The organism is Streptomyces sp. NPDC091371 (assembly GCF_040684275.1).
Classification (GTDB): Bacteria; Actinomycetota; Actinomycetes; order Streptomycetales; family Streptomycetaceae; genus Streptomyces.
In genome coordinates this window covers 1-14,895 of record NZ_JBFBFP010000087.1, presented here as the reverse complement: position 1 = coordinate 14,895, position 14,895 = coordinate 1, and the positions used below count along the sequence as shown (strand labels likewise).

Genomic DNA, 14,895 nt, shown 5'->3' with positions numbered 1-14,895 from the left:
CCTCTACCCCCCCGGCTCCCCCCACCCTGTCCCCCCCCCCCCCCCCCTCCCGAGCGGGCGGCGGCGGGGCGCGGGGCCCCCAGGCCGATGTCGTCGACCTATGCCGATATCGGCATAGGTCGACGAGGTGGGCTACATCCCGTTCGACCAGGATGCGGCGAACCTGTTCTTCCAGCTCATCGCGTCGCGCTACGAGCAGGGCTCTGTGATGGTCACCTCGAATCTTCCCTTCGGGCGGTGGGGAGAGACTTTCTCGGATGACGTCGTGGCCGCCGCGATGATCGACCGTCTGGTCCACCATGCCGAAGTTCTCACCCTGACCGGCGACTCCTACCGCACCCGCCAACGACGCGAACTGCTGAACAAGGAAAACGGCGCCGGACGCCGGTAATTCACAGAGCCCACCAGCAATACAACCGCTGACCGGAGGCCCGAGCACGCTGAGCCAATCCAGCCAGGCCCTTCAGAACACCGGCCGTGACCTCGACGCTGATCTCAATCTGCCGGAGCTCATCGGTCATCGACCGCGGCTCGGCAAAGCGAACGAGGTCGTCCTGCGTCGCCGTGACGAGGGCATCGATCAGGGTGTCCGACAAGCTGACCACAAAGGGCGGGCCGTCCTCCTCCGACGACAGTAGTTCTCCGGACCGCGGGCGTTCGCTGGCTTCCTCATGGCTGCAGCCCGTCATGATGGCCTCGAGTTGGGCGATCGCGACCACCGGGTCGATGTTCTTGAGGAAGACCACGTCGAACTCCGCCTGCCCCGGTCCCCCCGGAGTCTGGAGGACCGCGACGGCAGCCTGGTCGTCAGCGGCGGAGAAGTAGTCGCACAGCGTCATGCCGCCGATTCTGGCATCCACGGCTGACAACCTGCCGAAGTGATGGGTGCACACGGCGACCAACAACAAGGGGGGGCAGTTTTCAGAGACTCGCCGGGGGTCAGATTTCAGGGTTCAGGCACGGATTCCGTGAAGTGGATCGTGCTGCCGTGCGCCGGTGACGCTCCGTCATCCTGGGCGTCATTCTTCGGTCGTGTGAGACCTTGCTGAAGTTGGTGTTCCCGCACCTGGTGACGGTGCTGGTGGAACGCGTGGTGGTGGAGAGCGGCGTGCTGCGGATCGCGGCGAGCACGAAGGACGGGACGGCGGCCGCGTGTCCGGGGTGCAGGGCATCGTCGATGCGGGTGCACAGCCGCTACGGACGCAGGATCGCCGATGCTCCGGTCGGCACCCAGCCGGTACTCATCGAGTTGTCGGTGCGCCGGCTGTTCTGCGACAACAGCGGCTGCGCGAGGGTGACCTTCGCTGAGCAGGTCGAGGGGCTGACCAGCCGTTACGGTCGGCGAACGCCTGTCCTGCAGCGGATCGTCGGAGCTCTCGGTGTCGTCCTGGCCGCTCGCGCTGTGGTCCGGCTGGGGCTGGTGCTGGGCATTGTGGTCAGCCGGATGACCGTGCTTCGCGTGGTGATGGCGCTGCCGGAACCGGTCTGGACGGTGCCGCGGGTGCTGGGAGTGGATGAGTTCGCGACCAGGAAGGGCCGTCGGTACGGCACGATCCTGATCGACTGCGAGACCCACCAGCTCCTGGACCTGCTGCCCGACCGCGAGGCCGAGACCCTGGCCGCATGGCTGCGCGAGCACCCCGGCGTCGAGATCGTCTGCCGCGACCGCGCGGCGTTCTTCGCCGAAGGAGCCCGCACAGGCGCCCCGCAGGCCCAGCACTGCGCAGACAAATGGCACGTCTGGCACAACCTCGGCGAAGCCGTCGAACGCCTGGTCTCCCACCACCGCGTTCTCCTCCGCGGCCTCGTCGAGCCGGAGCCTTCGCCCGAACCGGGGCCTGTGCCGGCCTCCGGCGGCCAGGAGCCGTCCGAGCGGCGGGGAAGTTCCTCGACCGGCTCCGCGACACCCACGCCGCGGTCCGGGCCCAGGTCGAGCAGGGCCTGAGCCTGCGCGAAGTCGCCCGCCGGCTCGGGCTGGGCCGCAACACGGTGCGCAAGTACGCTCGCGCCGCCAGCCCGGAGGCGATGCTGCACGGCCAGTGGCAAGACCGGACCAGCAAACTCGACCGCTACCGGCCCTACCTGGAGCAACGGATCGCCGAGGGCTGCACGAACCTGTCGAGCCTCCACCGCGAGCTGCAAGAACGTGGGGCCCGCTGCGCCTACAGCACCCTGCGCGACTACGTCCATCCGATGAATCCCGGACGTCGGCCCGCAGCCAACCGTCCGCCGATGGCCCGGCCGCCCTCGCCCCGCGAAGCCACCCGCTGGATCATGAGCCACCCCGACCACCTACGCGACGACGACCAACTGCGGCTCAAGACGCTGCTGGCCCGCTCGCCCGAGCTCACAGCCGCCACCACCCACGTCCGGACGTTCGCGACCGTCATGACCAACCGTGAAGGAGAACAGCTGCGCGGATGGATCGCCGATGTCTGCGCCGACCAGCAGTGCGGCCTGGCCTCCTTCGCCGCCGGGCTGATCACCGACCTCGACGCCGTCGTCTTCGGCATGAGCACCGAATGGTCCTCCGGCCCCGTCGAAGGCCGCGTCAACGACCTGAAAGCCCTCAAGCGCAGCATGTTCGGCAGAGCGAAACTTCCGCTACTGCGCAAGCGGCTCCTCCTGATCGCGGCCAGCCGCCGACCCTAACCTCTGAAGCCTCGGACCTGACGGTCCAGGAACTCGATCAGTCGCGTCTCCGAACGCAGAAGCCGTTCTCGCTGCTCAGGAGGAAGAGACGCGAGGAGGTCGACCAGGACTCGCTTCCGCGGGACGTACACCATGTTGCCGGAGTAGATCCGGCAAGTGGAACACCAGGCGAGTCCGATGCACCGCTCGAACATCGAGGACTCGGGCGGATGGAAGCGATACTGGTACGAACAGGCGGGCGTTCCGCAGTCGGCGCAGACGCGTCGATCGCCGTCGGGAATCGTGTCCCAACTCCCGACCTTTCGCCAATGCTGTCGCCCGGCCGGTGCTCTTCAAGTCGTCATGCCGAGCATTCTCGCGCACAGAGGTCCACCCAGCACAGCCTCCGAGCAAGATCCGGCCGACCACAGAACGTAACCGACCCTTGGTCACCTTCACGGAATCCGTGCCTGAACCGATTTCAGGGAGCGTTGACACACAACACCTGCCCACCCATGCATATCGGCTGGTCAGAGACGTAACATTCAGCGCTTCGCATCCAGTAGACCGCGTACCACCACGACCTTGTGTGCAACGCACGCACCGATTCTTGATACTTCGTGCAGCCTGCTGCCCCACCCCAACGTCCAAGACCGCTTCAACACTGTGAACACGCGCTCGTGACAGCCGGCAGCCCAAAGAGCCTTGACCGAACGTCGCGCCCTTGACACCGGCCCACGCCCCACCACTCCCCCAACACAACCCACAGCCAGCCGCAGAGCCCGCCGCATACGCCCACCGAGGGGCCCGCGGTCCCCCGCTCATCCGGCCGAACGCCGCCCAGGAACCGGGACGGACGCAGGCACAGACTGACCAGCCATCACCCGCCGGGGCCGGCTGACCGCCTGAGGCGGCCCGGCGGTACTGCCCCCGAAAGACCAGGCACCGGGCCTCACCCACGCACGCCCTATCGACGCAGGCTGCCCCGACCCTAACCGCCAACGACCCCCAGGAAGCCCCACAGAGGCCCACCACGGGCCTATCACGGGGCGCTTGGCTGAGATCTCTCGCTTTCGCGTCAGGGCACGACCTGTGGATCTCTCACCCAATGACAGTGGAAAGCCCCTGAACTCTCACATCCGTAACAGTGGGACCAAACAGCAATACGCCCCTGACCTGCGGTTTTGGGGTTTCCCGCAAGCCCCGCAGAACACCACTCTGACCTGCACCTCAGCCCAACACCGGGCAGAGCCACCACTGCCACTCGCCCCACTGACAAAAACCGAGAGATCGCACCTGACCCATCAGATCCCCACATCGGAAGGCGTCACGCCTTCGTTTCAGGCCGTGCCCCACCTGTCCGACCAGGCTCGGGTGAACCGCTCGTGCGCGGGTGCCGGGACCGCGGCGGGGGCTTCTGCCGGGGCGGCGGGTTTGGGGCGCGGGGCCTTCGCGGCGGTCAGCTCCTTGCGGACGGCGCGGTGATGGTCGATGGACCAAGAGTTCCAGCGGCGGACGGTGCGGTCGGCCGGGCGGTCGAAAGCGTGCAGCTGGAGCTGGAGGGCGGCCGCGTCACGGCTGACGCCGAGAGCCGCCGCCACCTCGTCCACCAGGTCCGGGGCGCTGAACAGCGGGTTGGTCTCGTACTGGCCAGGCGGAACGGGGGTGGTGGCGGACCGGTCCGCCAGCCTGCGCAGAGCGGTGAGCAGATCGGCGGGCAGGTCCGTAAGGCCGCCGAGCAGGACGCGGGCACCCTGCGCGGCGGGGTCTTGTACCGGGCGTTCGGCGAGAGCCCAGGCGACAGCGGTGGCGGCGGCCTGTATGCCGTCGGCCTCCAGAGGTTTCTCGAGGCGGCCGGTGAGCAGGGCCGTGGCCCAGATCTCCGGGAGTCCGTGGTCCGCGGCGAGGGCAGCGGCATGGCTGCCGTCATCGGTGTACGGGGCGCCACCGAGCAGCTGGGTCCAGGCCACGGCCATGCGTTCCGCAGCCGCGGTCATCCCGCCGGGTGCCCAGAGTTCTGCGGGGTCGCCGGGCAGAGCGGCGGCGAGCACGGCGCGCCGGCCGGCCGACCCGAGCTGTCGCCGGAACTCGTCGTACGCGTAGAGGGTGTTCTGGTCGGCCTTGTACGGCTTGGAGCGGACCAGCTTGCGGTGCGCACCGTAGTCGTCGCTGCCGGCGAATCCGTCGAGGACCAGGGCGGCGATCGGGCGCGGCACCCCGGTGCGCCAGCGGAACAGGTCCACGGCCTCCTCGGTCACCGGCAGCGGGCCCTGTCCGGCAAGCAGGGCCAGCAGGCGGGGGAACCGGGTGGTGTCATCGGCGGCGACGGTGTGCGTGGCGCACTCTTCGGCATCGGCGGGCGCCGGATCGGCTGATCGCTGGAGGAAGGGGGCGAGGCCGCTGCGCTCCGGGCCGGAGGCCACGGCGAAACCGTCCGCGCGCAGTGCGGCGATCCGCTGCTCCGGGGCCCGGCCGGTCCGCCAGGAACTGTCGGCCTCCGCGAAGGGCTGCCGGCTCCATACGCCGAGCAGTGCCGCGAGCGCCTGTCGCTGCTCGTCGGGGGTGGCCGCGACGACGGTCCGCCAGGCCACGGCATCGATCCGGCCGGTCAGCGCCGCCCACTCGGCGGGCGGCGCGGGCAGGGCGAGCACCCGCACCTCGTCGTCGATCTCGCCGCTCAGGTACCGGCCGTCGGCGGCGACCGAGGTGAGGAGGGCGGGCTGTGGCTGCGGCTGCCGTTCCTCGTAGCCGCGCAGCTGGGGCAGCAGGCCGTGGAGGGCCGGGACGAGCCGGTTGTCCGGCGCCGGGTCGGGCAGGTCGACGACCGGCCCGGCCCGCATGACGGTGACCCGGTGGGACAGTTCCTGGCGGCGGCGCAGTACGTCAGCGGCGAGCCGGACGGCGCGGTCGACGCCCTCCTGGACCCGCGGGTCGGTTACCCCCGGCAGGGCGCGCCCGATGCCCTGGTGCAGCAGCTCGCGCACCGCACTGTCCGTGACCGTCCGCAGAACGCGGGACGAGGGCTCGTCGCGCGGGGTGAGGAAGTGCCAGAAGGCAGGTGGCGGCACCGGCCCGGCCAGTTCGCCCAGGGTGGCCCGGCTCCGGGTCCTGTGGCGGCTGCCGGGGAAGCCCTGGACCTGCCAGAGCAACGAGTTGTCGCCGGCGGCATGGCAGCGGATGGTGGTCCCTCCGGCCATGACGGCGTCCTCACCGCCGAGTGGCAGGGCAAGGATTCCCCACGGGCGGCGGCCCCAGTTGTTGCTGCGGTAGGAGGCTGTGCGGCCGTCGATGGACTCCAGCACGAACTCTCGGGGCGAGGGACCCGCGTACGGGGTGCGGTAGTCGACCCGGCAGCCGGTGAGTGTGCCGTCCTGGCCGAGCGGGGAGGGCGGGGCGCCGGGCGGCAGTGCGGCGAGGATGCGGTGGTCGGGGAAGGGCTTCATGCCGGGCGGGGACCGGTCGGGGTCGTGGAAGGCGGGCAGGGTGCGGTCGGCGGTGGGAACGCCGGTGGCCGGGTCGAGGCGGTTCCAGCCGCCGTGGTCCTCGCTGAACACCTCGGTGCTCCAGATGGTGTGGCCGTCGTTCATCTGGTAGTCGCGGTGGCCGATGCCCTCATGTCCGCCGGCCCGCAGGACGCGCTCGCCGTCGAACCGGCCGCCCCCGTCCCAGGTTTCGAACTGGTAGCCGAGGCCGCCCTGGATGCTGCCGCCGTAGGGGCGCAGCCCGTACGTCTGCTCCGGTTCGAACCTTTCGCTGGGGTGGTCGGACCAGTAGGCGGTGTGGGAAGAGTTCTCCTTGTGCTCCTCGTTCCAGGCGACGAGGAACTGGCCGCCGACCCAGTGCACGGTGCGGCCGAGTGTGCCGTCGGGCAGTTCCAGAGTGTGGTCTGCGCGCAGCCCGGCGTGGTCGACGGCGAGGGCGCGGGTCTCGCCGTACACGGTGAGCACCGGCCAGGTGCAGGTGACGTGCACGGTTTCGTCGGGCCGGAACGCGGCAAGGGCCTGGTCCAGGGCGGGCCAGCCCAGCTCCTCGGGGAGCCCGGCACGCAGGGCGCGGGCCAGCGGGCCGGTGAGGTCGAGTGCGTCGAGGGCCTCCTCGATGCCGTCCAGGGCGATGGCGGTAGGCCGGTCGAGGAGGCCACGCAGCTCGTCGACGGCCTCGTCGGCGGCGGCGAGTCCCCCGCCGCGCAAAGCGTCGAGCAGCTTCTCGACGCGGGCGTGCACCTCGGCCGTGATGCCCGGATTGTGCGGGAGCCGGCTGATGGCAGTGCCGCTGATCGCAGCGCCGCCACGGGTGCGGAGCCCGGCGTGAACGGTGCCTTCCAGCCGGGGGCCGAACACCGGGTCGGTGGCGAGTGCCTTGAGGTCGCGCTGGGAGTGCTCACCCCAGAACTCCAGGCTGATCGCAGCACCGGGATCGTGGACGGGTACGCCCTCGGCGAGGCAGAGGTCGAGGAGGTCGGCGTCCAGATGCGGCCACTGGTAGCGGTCCTCGTGCAGCCGGACCGGGGTGCCGTGCGCGCGCAGCAGCGGAGCGAACCGGCCCACCAGGTCCAAGAGTTCCGGGGGCATGGACTGGCGGGTCACCCCACCGCCTCGGACCGTGCGGTGCGAGTATCCGGCGGCGTACCGGCGCAGCCAGTCGCCGAGGCCGCCCTCCGGGGTGATCCGCCCGGCCGCGGCCGCGTCGGCGGCACCGCACGCGATGAGCAGCCGCAGCCAGGCAGCCGCGTCGTTCTTGGACTCGGGAAACAGGTCGAGGAGGGCAGTGGCCTGCTCGTCGGCGGGCGGGTGGTCGCCGAGCGGGCCGACTGCCGCGTCGAGCAGCCGGTCGGGTATGGCCTTGCCGCGGGCCGCGGCCAGCACCCTGCCCAGCACCCGGGCCTCCTCCTCGCTGCCGAGCCCGGCCGCACGGGCCGAGTCCCGGACCCGGCGGGCCAGATCGGCGGGAAGCTCGCCGGGGGACGCCGCCCAGGCGCTCAGGAGGCCGACGAACTCGTGGTGCGCGTCACCCGGTTCGAGGACACCGGCCAACCAGGCCGCCGCTCCGCTGAGTTCGCTGGCAGGCAGGGCGCCGAAGCGGGCGAACAGCAGCTGATTCGCCCGCCGCCAGTCGGGATCGACCGGCAGAGCGTGGGTGCGCTCGGCGGCGCGGGCCTGCGCGTAGGCGCGGGCGGCGGAGCGGCGGTGCGTCTCCAGCATCCAATGACCGATGGTGTCCCAGAACCAGGGAAGGTGGGTGGCCGGCAGGCTCCGGGCCAGGCGCTCCGCGTCGTCCACGAACCGGCCGGGCCTCTCCCAGGCACGGTGCCGGCTGCTGCCCGCCCGTTCCAGTGTGTCGCGGGCGTCGGTTTCGACGCCCGGCCCCTGAGTACGTGCCCAGTCGGCGTACGACTCGGAGATGCGGTGATTGGCTGGGAGTGGAACAGGAGTTCCGGTGTTGCTGGTCATACGTGTGATCTTGCCAGGCGGTTCTGACAGCGGGTCCGGGGGATTCCGGGGTGAGATCTCTCGGTTTCATGTCAGTGCACCACCTGCACAAATACCGCCAAGTGACAGTGGAATCACCCCGACCTCCCACACCCATGACAGTGAACCGCACCCCGGAAACCGGCGCTGCCCGATCAGCCCGGTTCCGTTAGAAGCTGTTGTCGTACCGATCATGGTGGACATCGGTTCGAGTGTGGCGACTCTGTCGGGTGATCTCTCGCTTGTGCGCGCATGAAGGCAGGGCCTCCGGTTCAGCTCATTGGTGTCGAAGCCGGAGCGCACCAGGAGGCCCTGTTGTTGCAGTCTTACGCTCTCGTGCGGGTGGAGTCCAACTGGGCTGCCCCATCGTGTGATTGCCTCGCTCACCGGTTCGGGAACGCGGGTGATCGCCCTGGATGTGCACCGCGCTATCCGTCGGACATGACGGACGCGGAATGGGCCCTCGTGCGCGACTGTCTGCCGGTGCCACTGTGGCTGGAGGGGCGGGGCGGGCAGCCGGAGGGGTACTGCCACCGACAGATGTTGGACGCTGTTCGCTATCTGGTGGCGGGCGGCATCACCTGGCGAGCGATGCCGGGCGACTTCCCGGCGGGGGACCGCGTCTACGCCTTCGCGCGGCGGTGGCGTGTGAAGGGCTTGCTCGCGGAACTGCACGACCGGTTGCGGGGCCTGGTCCGCGAGGAGGCCGGCCGCGATCCGGAGCCGACCGCGGCGGTGATCGACGCGCAGTCACTGCGGGCGGCGGCCACGGTGCCGGCGGCCACCCGCGGCTACGACGGGGCCAAGAAGGTGCCGGGGCGCAAGCGGCACATCGTGGTCGACTGCCTGGGGCTGCTGCTGGCCGTGATGGTCACCGCGGCGAACGTGACGGACCGGGACGCCGCGATGCCGCTGCTGGAACGTGTCCGGGCCCGCTATCGCAGGATCGTCCTGGTGTGGGCCGACGGCGGCTAAGCGGGTCGCCTGGTCAGCTGGGCGAAGCAGCAACTGGGGCTCGCTCTGGAGATCGTCAAGCGCAGCGACGACGCCTCGGGGTTCGTGGTGCTGCCCAGACGCTGGGTGGTGGAACGCACGCTGAGCTGGCTGATGCGCTCGCGGCGCCTGGTGCGCGACTACGAGACGCTGTCCGCCGTGCATGAGCAGATGGTGCTGTGGTCGATGACGATGCTCACGAGCCGCCGGCTGGCCCGGCAGCGAGCGTGAACCGTCCCGGGGTGGGTTCGGGCCTTCACCGTGAAGGCCCGAACCCACGATCGAGGGCGTCATACAGCACGATCTGGTTCGCGGAACAGTTGAGGATCCGCAGCACGCGATGCCCACGTGGCGTCCCGGCTCCCCCCGGACACATGCGCGCCGAATACAGAGGTATCGAGATCCTTGAGGGACTCCAGTACCAGAGTGGCAATCGCAAAGCGTGGATCGCAGCGATCAGCGGCCTCGGGAACGGCGACGACCGTCATCTGGGCTGACACGCCAGCGAGGACGCCGGTGAGCGAGTCCTCGATCACAATGCATTCGTCGGGTGACGCGCCGAGGGCGGCGGCTGCGCGGAGATAGGCGCCCGGGTGGGGCTTGCCGTGTTCGTCGTCTTCGGCCGAAAACACGGCATCGAAAGATCGGTCAAGGCCGGTGCTCGCGAGCGCATGCCGAATCACCGACTCCGGCGAAGATGACACGACGGCCATCGCCCTCGATGCACGCGCGCACGCCGCGACGGCGTGTTCGGCGCCGGGTTTCAGCGCCACTCCCTCCAGCCTGCGGCACACGGCGGCCACGATCTGCTGCTCGACGTCGTCGGGGTCGGCTTGAATGGTGGCCCGATCGAACCAATAGGCCACCATGTCCCTTTGCCGCAGCCCGCGCGTCGCCGCCTGCATCTCCGCTGTGAGGTGCAGGCCAAGCGGACCGAACACTTCACGCTTTGCCGCGTCCCAGATCGGCTCGGAGTCGATCAAAAGGCCGTCTAGGTCGAATAGGACAATCGGTTGCATCGGTTACTCTCTCGTTGGCGATCACGCGAGGACGAGACGATTCGCTGCCCCGCCGTGCATGAGCAGATGGTGCTGTGGTCGATGACGATACTCATGAGCCGCCGGCTGGCCCGGCGGCGAGCGTGAACCAACCCGGGGTGGGCTCGTCGGCCCAGCCCCGGTCGGCCAGCCGCTTCATCTTCGACCGAACTCCTTCCACACTCGCCGGAACCGGCTCCAGTCCGAGTACGGCAGTGATCTCCTGACAGGACATCACTGGCTTCCCGCCGGATGCTTGTTCGGTGAGCGTGGCAAGGATGCGCTGGTAGTGGGGAGCGAGCGCGTCCATGGAAAGCGCGGGACGCCACACCGGGACGATCGAGCCCGATCGCGCGGCCCTCGGTAGGGGAACCTCGGCGGGCGCGTTCGTCGCGGGCTCCGGCCCGGAAGACTCACCGGCTCCCGGGCCAGCTTCACCTGCCTGTCCGGGCCCCGGACCGGACAGAACCTCGCCAACGCGCTGCCGGGCGATCAGCCACTCGTGCCAGGCCGTCTCCGCTTCGGCGAGCTCAGCGAGTACCCGGTCCGCCACCTCCCGAAGCTCCTCCACGCGCTCACGCGCGGCCAGCTAGCTCCTCCAGGAGACCCACCACCGACGCCATCCCGGCACCTCCACCAACGAGACAACCCAACGGCCCGAGCATGCCTCGCCATGCCGCCATCATGCCTGAACTGCGGAAACCCGCCGATCAAGTTCGGTACGACAACGGCTTCTTATGACCGGTCCTTCGAACGACTGGCAGATGCAGTCGACGCCGCCGCTGAGGCCAGGCAGGGCGCCCGGTGGGAGGGACCTGACCTCCGGATGCGCTGTACCACCAGCGAGGCCGTCTACGACTGTCCGGACGGTGCCCCCTACGACGGCGGGGCACTGGTTACATGGAAGATCCCGGGCTACGGATCCCACGCCACCGACAACGACAGGCGCCGGCCCATGGCGCTGTGCGGCTTCAGCTGGGCGGAAGGGGAGGGCCGCATCGTGAGCGGCCTGCCGGAGTGCCGCGAATGCCGGCGCGAGCTCCAGCTCGGCGCCGAACGCCCCCACGGCTCCTGGTGAGCTCCATACCGGGAATGGGCGTTGCCCCGGCTCTGTGCGGCGGCCGGAAGACCGGCGCTCACCAACGCCACAGCAGCCGCGAGACCGGCAGATTCCTCGAGGAGATCCCGGACGGCGCGCTGGCTCACCTACGGTCGCTCCATGACCAGTGAAGGCGTAGTCGTGGATGAGGCGGTCCGAGCGGCGTGGGACTCCTACCGGGTTCTGGAGAAACGGACTTCCGCCAGAGAGCGCCAAGAGGCACAGCTGCGGGTCAAGGCCGCGGTGGACGCGTACGGGCGTGAGGAGGTTTCCCGGGGCTCGGTGTTCCTGGTGGGCGTGCTGACCGGGTACCTGATCGCCGAGCAGTCCGGTGGCGAGGACCGGCTTGATCCGCTCAGCGATCTGATCCCCGCCGTGATTCGCAGGCTTCCCACGTTCGAGATGGCCGACCCTGCTCAGGTCCCGATGGTCACCGGTGTCCTGATGGCCGCCGCGATGGGCATGGACACCGTGGCGTGGCGTGACCAGTTCGGACAGATCCCGCCGGAAGAGGCTCTGGTACATGGCTTCGTGCTGTGGCTTCTCGCCGACCTCTTCGACTCCCTGATCGAACAGCCTGGAGCCATTGACCGGATGATGCGGGAGATCTTCGACTCCATGGCCGCCGGGCACAGCTGACCTGGAGACGATGCCCGACAGATGGCTATCGGCGGAAGCAGCCGTGGCTACGATGCGAAACGCCCCGACCCCGGCAGTTGCGATGCCGGGGTCGGGGTGTTGTCATCGGGTGGCTACCCGAGCCAAACGACGTTCAGGACGGTCAGGCGGTTCAGCGGCCTGTTCACCCAGTAGGTGAGGGACAGCTGGCCGACCGAGGCGTAGCGCACGTCTTCGCCCTCGGGGTCGTCGGCGTTGAACTGTCCGAAGCCCCATGGGTCGGCCGCGGCGGCGTCCAGGACGTCCCACACGGTGTCTTCGGCGTGTTCGGGCAGGGTGTCGAGGACCTTCGCGGCCGGTGCAGAGAAGCGGACCGCGTACGGCTGCTGTGCGGTCACCGGCGCCGCCCGCGCAGCTCCGCCATGTCGATGGTCTCGCTGTCGTCGTAGCCGGAGGCGACGAACGCGTCGACCGCCGGGGCGTGCGCGAGACGGCTCTGCCAGTCCTGGACGACCTCGTACAGCCCACCGAGGGAGAACGACCTGCGGGACTCCTCCAGCGCTGCCGCCCACTGCTGCTCGAAGGCCGGCACCCACTGCGCTGCACGCCGGTCGGCGCGCAGCTGGGCGAGGAGTTCGGCCGGCGCCCCGGGGGCGGGGGCGTACGGCGTGACGGGGGCGTGGTCGGGCTGCGCGCTCATCTGGTCCTCCCGGCGGGTCGTCACCTCACGGTACGCGCGCCGGGTAGCCGTGGATGCAGGCATGGGCGAATCCCCTTCTACCGGGTGCTCTGCAGGACGATGTGGCCGTACCCGAACTCTGGGCGGCGGGTGACGTAGCGGAAGCCGGTCAGGATGGTGCCAAGGGCGGTGTCCATGGCGGATCGGACCATCTCGTAGCGGACGACGGCCTCGTCGTCCGTGGTACGGGCGGCTTCGACATGTCGAGGGCCGCGCGGTCGAGCCGGGCAACGGGGCAGCCAGTCCCCCAACGACCTGTCCGTCGTCGTCGATGTAGACCACGACGCCGCCGCCGGGGCGTACGATCCTCGGACCCTGAACGAGGGGGCCGGATGGGACCGAGTTGAGCTCGCCCCGCCTCGCGGATCAGACCTGCGGCAGGTTCGCTCCAGCTACCGACGGACGGCGGAAGTCCGGCACGCTTTCGGTGGCTGTTTATGCATACCTCGGCGCGTCATGGTAGGCGGGCCCTCCCTGAATGCTGCTCTGGCTCCGCGACACGACGGGAGGCGCGATGCGGGGTCGGCAGGGCGATGGGTCAGCGGAAGACCAGGACAAGCCGTTCCTTCGCAAGCCGCAGGGCGTGATCTCCGTAGTGGGAGGAACCATTGCGATCCTGGTCGCGGTTCTGAGCCTGTTCTTCAACTTCTTCCCGGGGTGCAAACCCGAGCCGAAGCCGCCGAAGCTGGAACTGTCCAATGTGGACGTCGCGCGGGAGCAGGACATCGTAGCCGACTGGACCGAGGCCGATGAGCAGCCGCAACCGGTCATGAAGGACTGGACTTCCTCACTGCTCTCGATCGCCTTGCGCAACCGCTCCGCGGACGAGGTGCTGGTGACGAACGTGAAGCTCGACTTCAGCGCGGTCACTCAGCTGGGCTGCCCGTACGGTGCGGGTGGATCGGTGGTAAAGGCCCGGTACGACATCAAGGTCCCCTATGGATTCACAGCCCCATCCACGTTGACTCGGCCGGTGAAGTACGAGGTGCCGCCGCATGGCAATGAGCGCATCGGATTCACCGTGGGACCTGAGACCTTCCCGGAAGGCTCCCTACCGATTGTGTACAGCTTCACCGCCACCCTCTCCGCGGACGACGAGAGCACCCTGACGGCCGACCCCGTGGTCCTCATGAACCCTCAAGGCGCGGAGGCAGTACTCCAGGCAGCAGAGTGGGCCATGCGGTACACCAACGCCGCCGTGAAGCCGGCCTGTGTGAGGGAGCAGGCACGTAAGGCGCGCGAGATCGTCGAGGGCACCACCTTGGTCTCCCCCGAACTGGTGCAGTTCAGCAAGGAACTGAACAGGCTGGCGGCCCTGCCCGATCCCACTGAACCCAGCCCGTGAGGAAGCAGGCGCGGGACTGGTAGCACCTGGTGGTGCCTGCCTTGTGGCCAACAACATGACCCGACAGATGCCGGGCGTCTGGGGTCGTTTCCGCAGGTTGGCGTTCGGGGGCCAGGGCGTCATGTCAGACGCTCCCTGTTGCTCTGACCGGAAACGATCACCGAATTGGTGCCGACTGAACCTTGCCCCGATTGGATGTGACGACACGTCCGATCGGTTTGAGGAGGCGCGATGGCAGAGCCGGTCAGGGTCCGCAGGCTGACCGAGCAGGAGGGCCAGAAGCTGAAGCGGTTCTCCCAGACAGGGTCAAGAGAGCGCCTGTCAGCGGCGTTTGCCCAGCCAGCGGAACAGTCTCTTGCGCCGCGGAGGGGGAACCTCGACAAGGAGACAGCGAAGGAGGTCATCAAGAACCAGGTCACGAACATGAAGGGGTCTCAGCCGGCGCGACCGCGCACCGTGCCCTGCCAGAACGGGCAGCTGACCAGGGCTGTCCTCGCGCGCCGGACTACCAGCGGATCATCTCGGTGCTGGAGACCGAGGCGGCGGCGGGCCGGCATACGGCGCGGGCCAAGGACCTCGCGACGGCCCTGGGACTGGACCCGGTGCCCGCGAAGATCGAGGGAGTACGTTCGCGGGCGAAACGCCTGGCCGAACGCGGGTGGATCACCCGGCACCAGTCCGGGGAGTTCAGCATCCTGACGGCGTGACTGTCCGCTGTCACGGAGCCCGGATCACTTTCCATCCAAGGTGGACCGACCACCTGAACAGGTCTGATGGCTCCGTTGCTATGGTCCGGTCCTGTGACTCTTTCAAATCCCGCAGCCAAAACGCGGTTCCTCGTCCTGCACGACTATTGATCAGAAACTCATAGGGTTCTCGTCCAGGATGTAGCGGACGTGCGGGCCGCCGAAGTAGCCGCGGACGATGTGTGGCTGACGCTGACGTCGGCGGAAGAAGCGGCGGGT

At 69.1% G+C, this 14,895-nt stretch carries 13 protein-coding genes and 2 pseudogenes; 8 read left to right on the top strand and 7 right to left on the bottom strand.

Going from position 1 to position 14,895, the window contains the following annotated elements:
* Positions 1–127 precede the first annotated feature (127 nt).
* Positions 128–391, top strand: a complete 264-nt coding sequence (locus AB0O21_RS39685; protein ID WP_365180639.1) for an ATP-binding protein — start codon at positions 128–130, stop codon at positions 389–391.
* Position 392: 1 nt separating this feature from the next.
* On the opposite strand, the gene AB0O21_RS39680 is transcribed toward AB0O21_RS39685, so the two are convergent.
* Complete coding sequence (locus AB0O21_RS39680) at positions 393–860, bottom strand: hypothetical protein (protein WP_365180636.1); 468 nt, start codon at positions 858–860, stop codon at positions 393–395.
* Between the two features lie 182 nt (positions 861–1,042).
* On the opposite strand from AB0O21_RS39680, the gene AB0O21_RS39675 reads away from it, so the two are divergent.
* Entirely contained in the window at positions 1,043–1,945 is a 903-nt protein-coding gene (locus tag AB0O21_RS39675) for an ISL3 family transposase (RefSeq protein WP_365180633.1), read from the top strand.
* 44 nt (positions 1,946–1,989) lie between these two features.
* Positions 1,990–2,652 (top strand): transposase, encoded by a 663-nt coding sequence (locus AB0O21_RS39670; RefSeq protein ID WP_365180630.1) that lies wholly within the window; start codon positions 1,990–1,992, stop codon positions 2,650–2,652.
* Between the two features lie 1,319 nt (positions 2,653–3,971).
* On the opposite strand, the gene AB0O21_RS39665 is transcribed toward AB0O21_RS39670, so the two are convergent.
* Positions 3,972–8,081, bottom strand: a complete 4,110-nt coding sequence (locus AB0O21_RS39665; RefSeq protein WP_365180627.1) for a hypothetical protein — start codon at positions 8,079–8,081, stop codon at positions 3,972–3,974.
* Positions 8,082–8,540: 459 nt separating this feature from the next.
* Between AB0O21_RS39665 and AB0O21_RS39660 the strand changes: the two are divergent.
* A pseudogene (locus AB0O21_RS39660) lies at positions 8,541–9,323 on the top strand (IS5 family transposase).
* Between the two features lie 59 nt (positions 9,324–9,382).
* Here the strand turns inward: AB0O21_RS39660 and AB0O21_RS39655 are convergent.
* Both AB0O21_RS39655 and AB0O21_RS39650 read right to left on the bottom strand, forming a co-directional pair.
* Positions 9,383–10,111, bottom strand: coding sequence for an HAD-IA family hydrolase (locus AB0O21_RS39655; RefSeq protein ID WP_365180624.1), 729 nt, complete (start codon positions 10,109–10,111; stop codon positions 9,383–9,385).
* A gap of 91 nt (positions 10,112–10,202) precedes the next feature.
* Complete coding sequence (locus tag AB0O21_RS39650) at positions 10,203–10,682, bottom strand: hypothetical protein (protein WP_365180621.1); 480 nt, start codon at positions 10,680–10,682, stop codon at positions 10,203–10,205.
* Positions 10,683–10,955: 273 nt separating this feature from the next.
* On the opposite strand from AB0O21_RS39650, the gene AB0O21_RS39645 reads away from it, so the two are divergent.
* Together AB0O21_RS39645 and AB0O21_RS39640 are read left to right on the top strand one after the other, a co-directional pair.
* Positions 10,956–11,207 (top strand): hypothetical protein, encoded by a 252-nt coding sequence (locus tag AB0O21_RS39645; protein ID WP_365180618.1) that lies wholly within the window; start codon positions 10,956–10,958, stop codon positions 11,205–11,207.
* 141 nt (positions 11,208–11,348) lie between these two features.
* Positions 11,349–11,867, top strand: coding sequence for a hypothetical protein (locus tag AB0O21_RS39640; protein WP_365180615.1), 519 nt, complete (start codon positions 11,349–11,351; stop codon positions 11,865–11,867).
* Positions 11,868–11,980: 113 nt separating this feature from the next.
* Here the strand turns inward: AB0O21_RS39640 and AB0O21_RS39635 are convergent, their stop codons facing one another.
* Both AB0O21_RS39635 and AB0O21_RS39630 read right to left on the bottom strand, forming a co-directional pair.
* Positions 11,981–12,244: a hypothetical protein gene (locus AB0O21_RS39635; RefSeq protein ID WP_365180612.1), complete on the bottom strand. Its 264-nt coding sequence runs from the start codon at positions 12,242–12,244 to the stop codon at positions 11,981–11,983.
* Complete coding sequence (locus AB0O21_RS39630) at positions 12,241–12,546, bottom strand: DUF6247 family protein (RefSeq protein WP_365180642.1); 306 nt, start codon at positions 12,544–12,546, stop codon at positions 12,241–12,243. Before AB0O21_RS39630 ends, AB0O21_RS39635 begins: the two co-directional genes overlap by 4 nt.
* Before the next feature lie 517 nt (positions 12,547–13,063).
* Here AB0O21_RS39630 and AB0O21_RS39625 point away from each other — a divergent pair.
* Positions 13,064–13,930 (top strand): hypothetical protein, encoded by an 867-nt coding sequence (locus AB0O21_RS39625; RefSeq protein ID WP_365180609.1) that lies wholly within the window; start codon positions 13,064–13,066, stop codon positions 13,928–13,930.
* Positions 13,931–14,454: 524 nt separating this feature from the next.
* Positions 14,455–14,637, top strand: coding sequence for a hypothetical protein (locus AB0O21_RS39620; protein WP_365180606.1), 183 nt, complete (start codon positions 14,455–14,457; stop codon positions 14,635–14,637).
* 150 nt (positions 14,638–14,787) lie between these two features.
* Here AB0O21_RS39620 and AB0O21_RS39615 read toward each other — a convergent pair.
* Positions 14,788–14,895, bottom strand: a pseudogene (locus tag AB0O21_RS39615) (IS630 family transposase); the annotation flags it as partial.

Excerpts from the sequence above, each read along its gene's own strand:
- AB0O21_RS39665 (WP_365180627.1), bottom strand. The coding sequence starts at position 8,081 with ATGACCAGCAACACCGGAACTCCTGTTCCACTCCCAGCCAATCACCGC.
- AB0O21_RS39655 (WP_365180624.1), bottom strand. The coding sequence starts at position 10,111 with ATGCAACCGATTGTCCTATTCGACCTAGACGGCCTTTTGATCGACTCC.
- AB0O21_RS39645 (WP_365180618.1), top strand. The coding sequence starts at position 10,956 with ATGCGCTGTACCACCAGCGAGGCCGTCTACGACTGTCCGGACGGTGCC.
- AB0O21_RS39640 (WP_365180615.1), top strand. The coding sequence starts at position 11,349 with ATGACCAGTGAAGGCGTAGTCGTGGATGAGGCGGTCCGAGCGGCGTGG.
- AB0O21_RS39630 (WP_365180642.1), bottom strand. The coding sequence starts at position 12,546 with ATGAGCGCGCAGCCCGACCACGCCCCCGTCACGCCGTACGCCCCCGCC.
- AB0O21_RS39625 (WP_365180609.1), top strand. The coding sequence starts at position 13,064 with ATGCTGCTCTGGCTCCGCGACACGACGGGAGGCGCGATGCGGGGTCGG.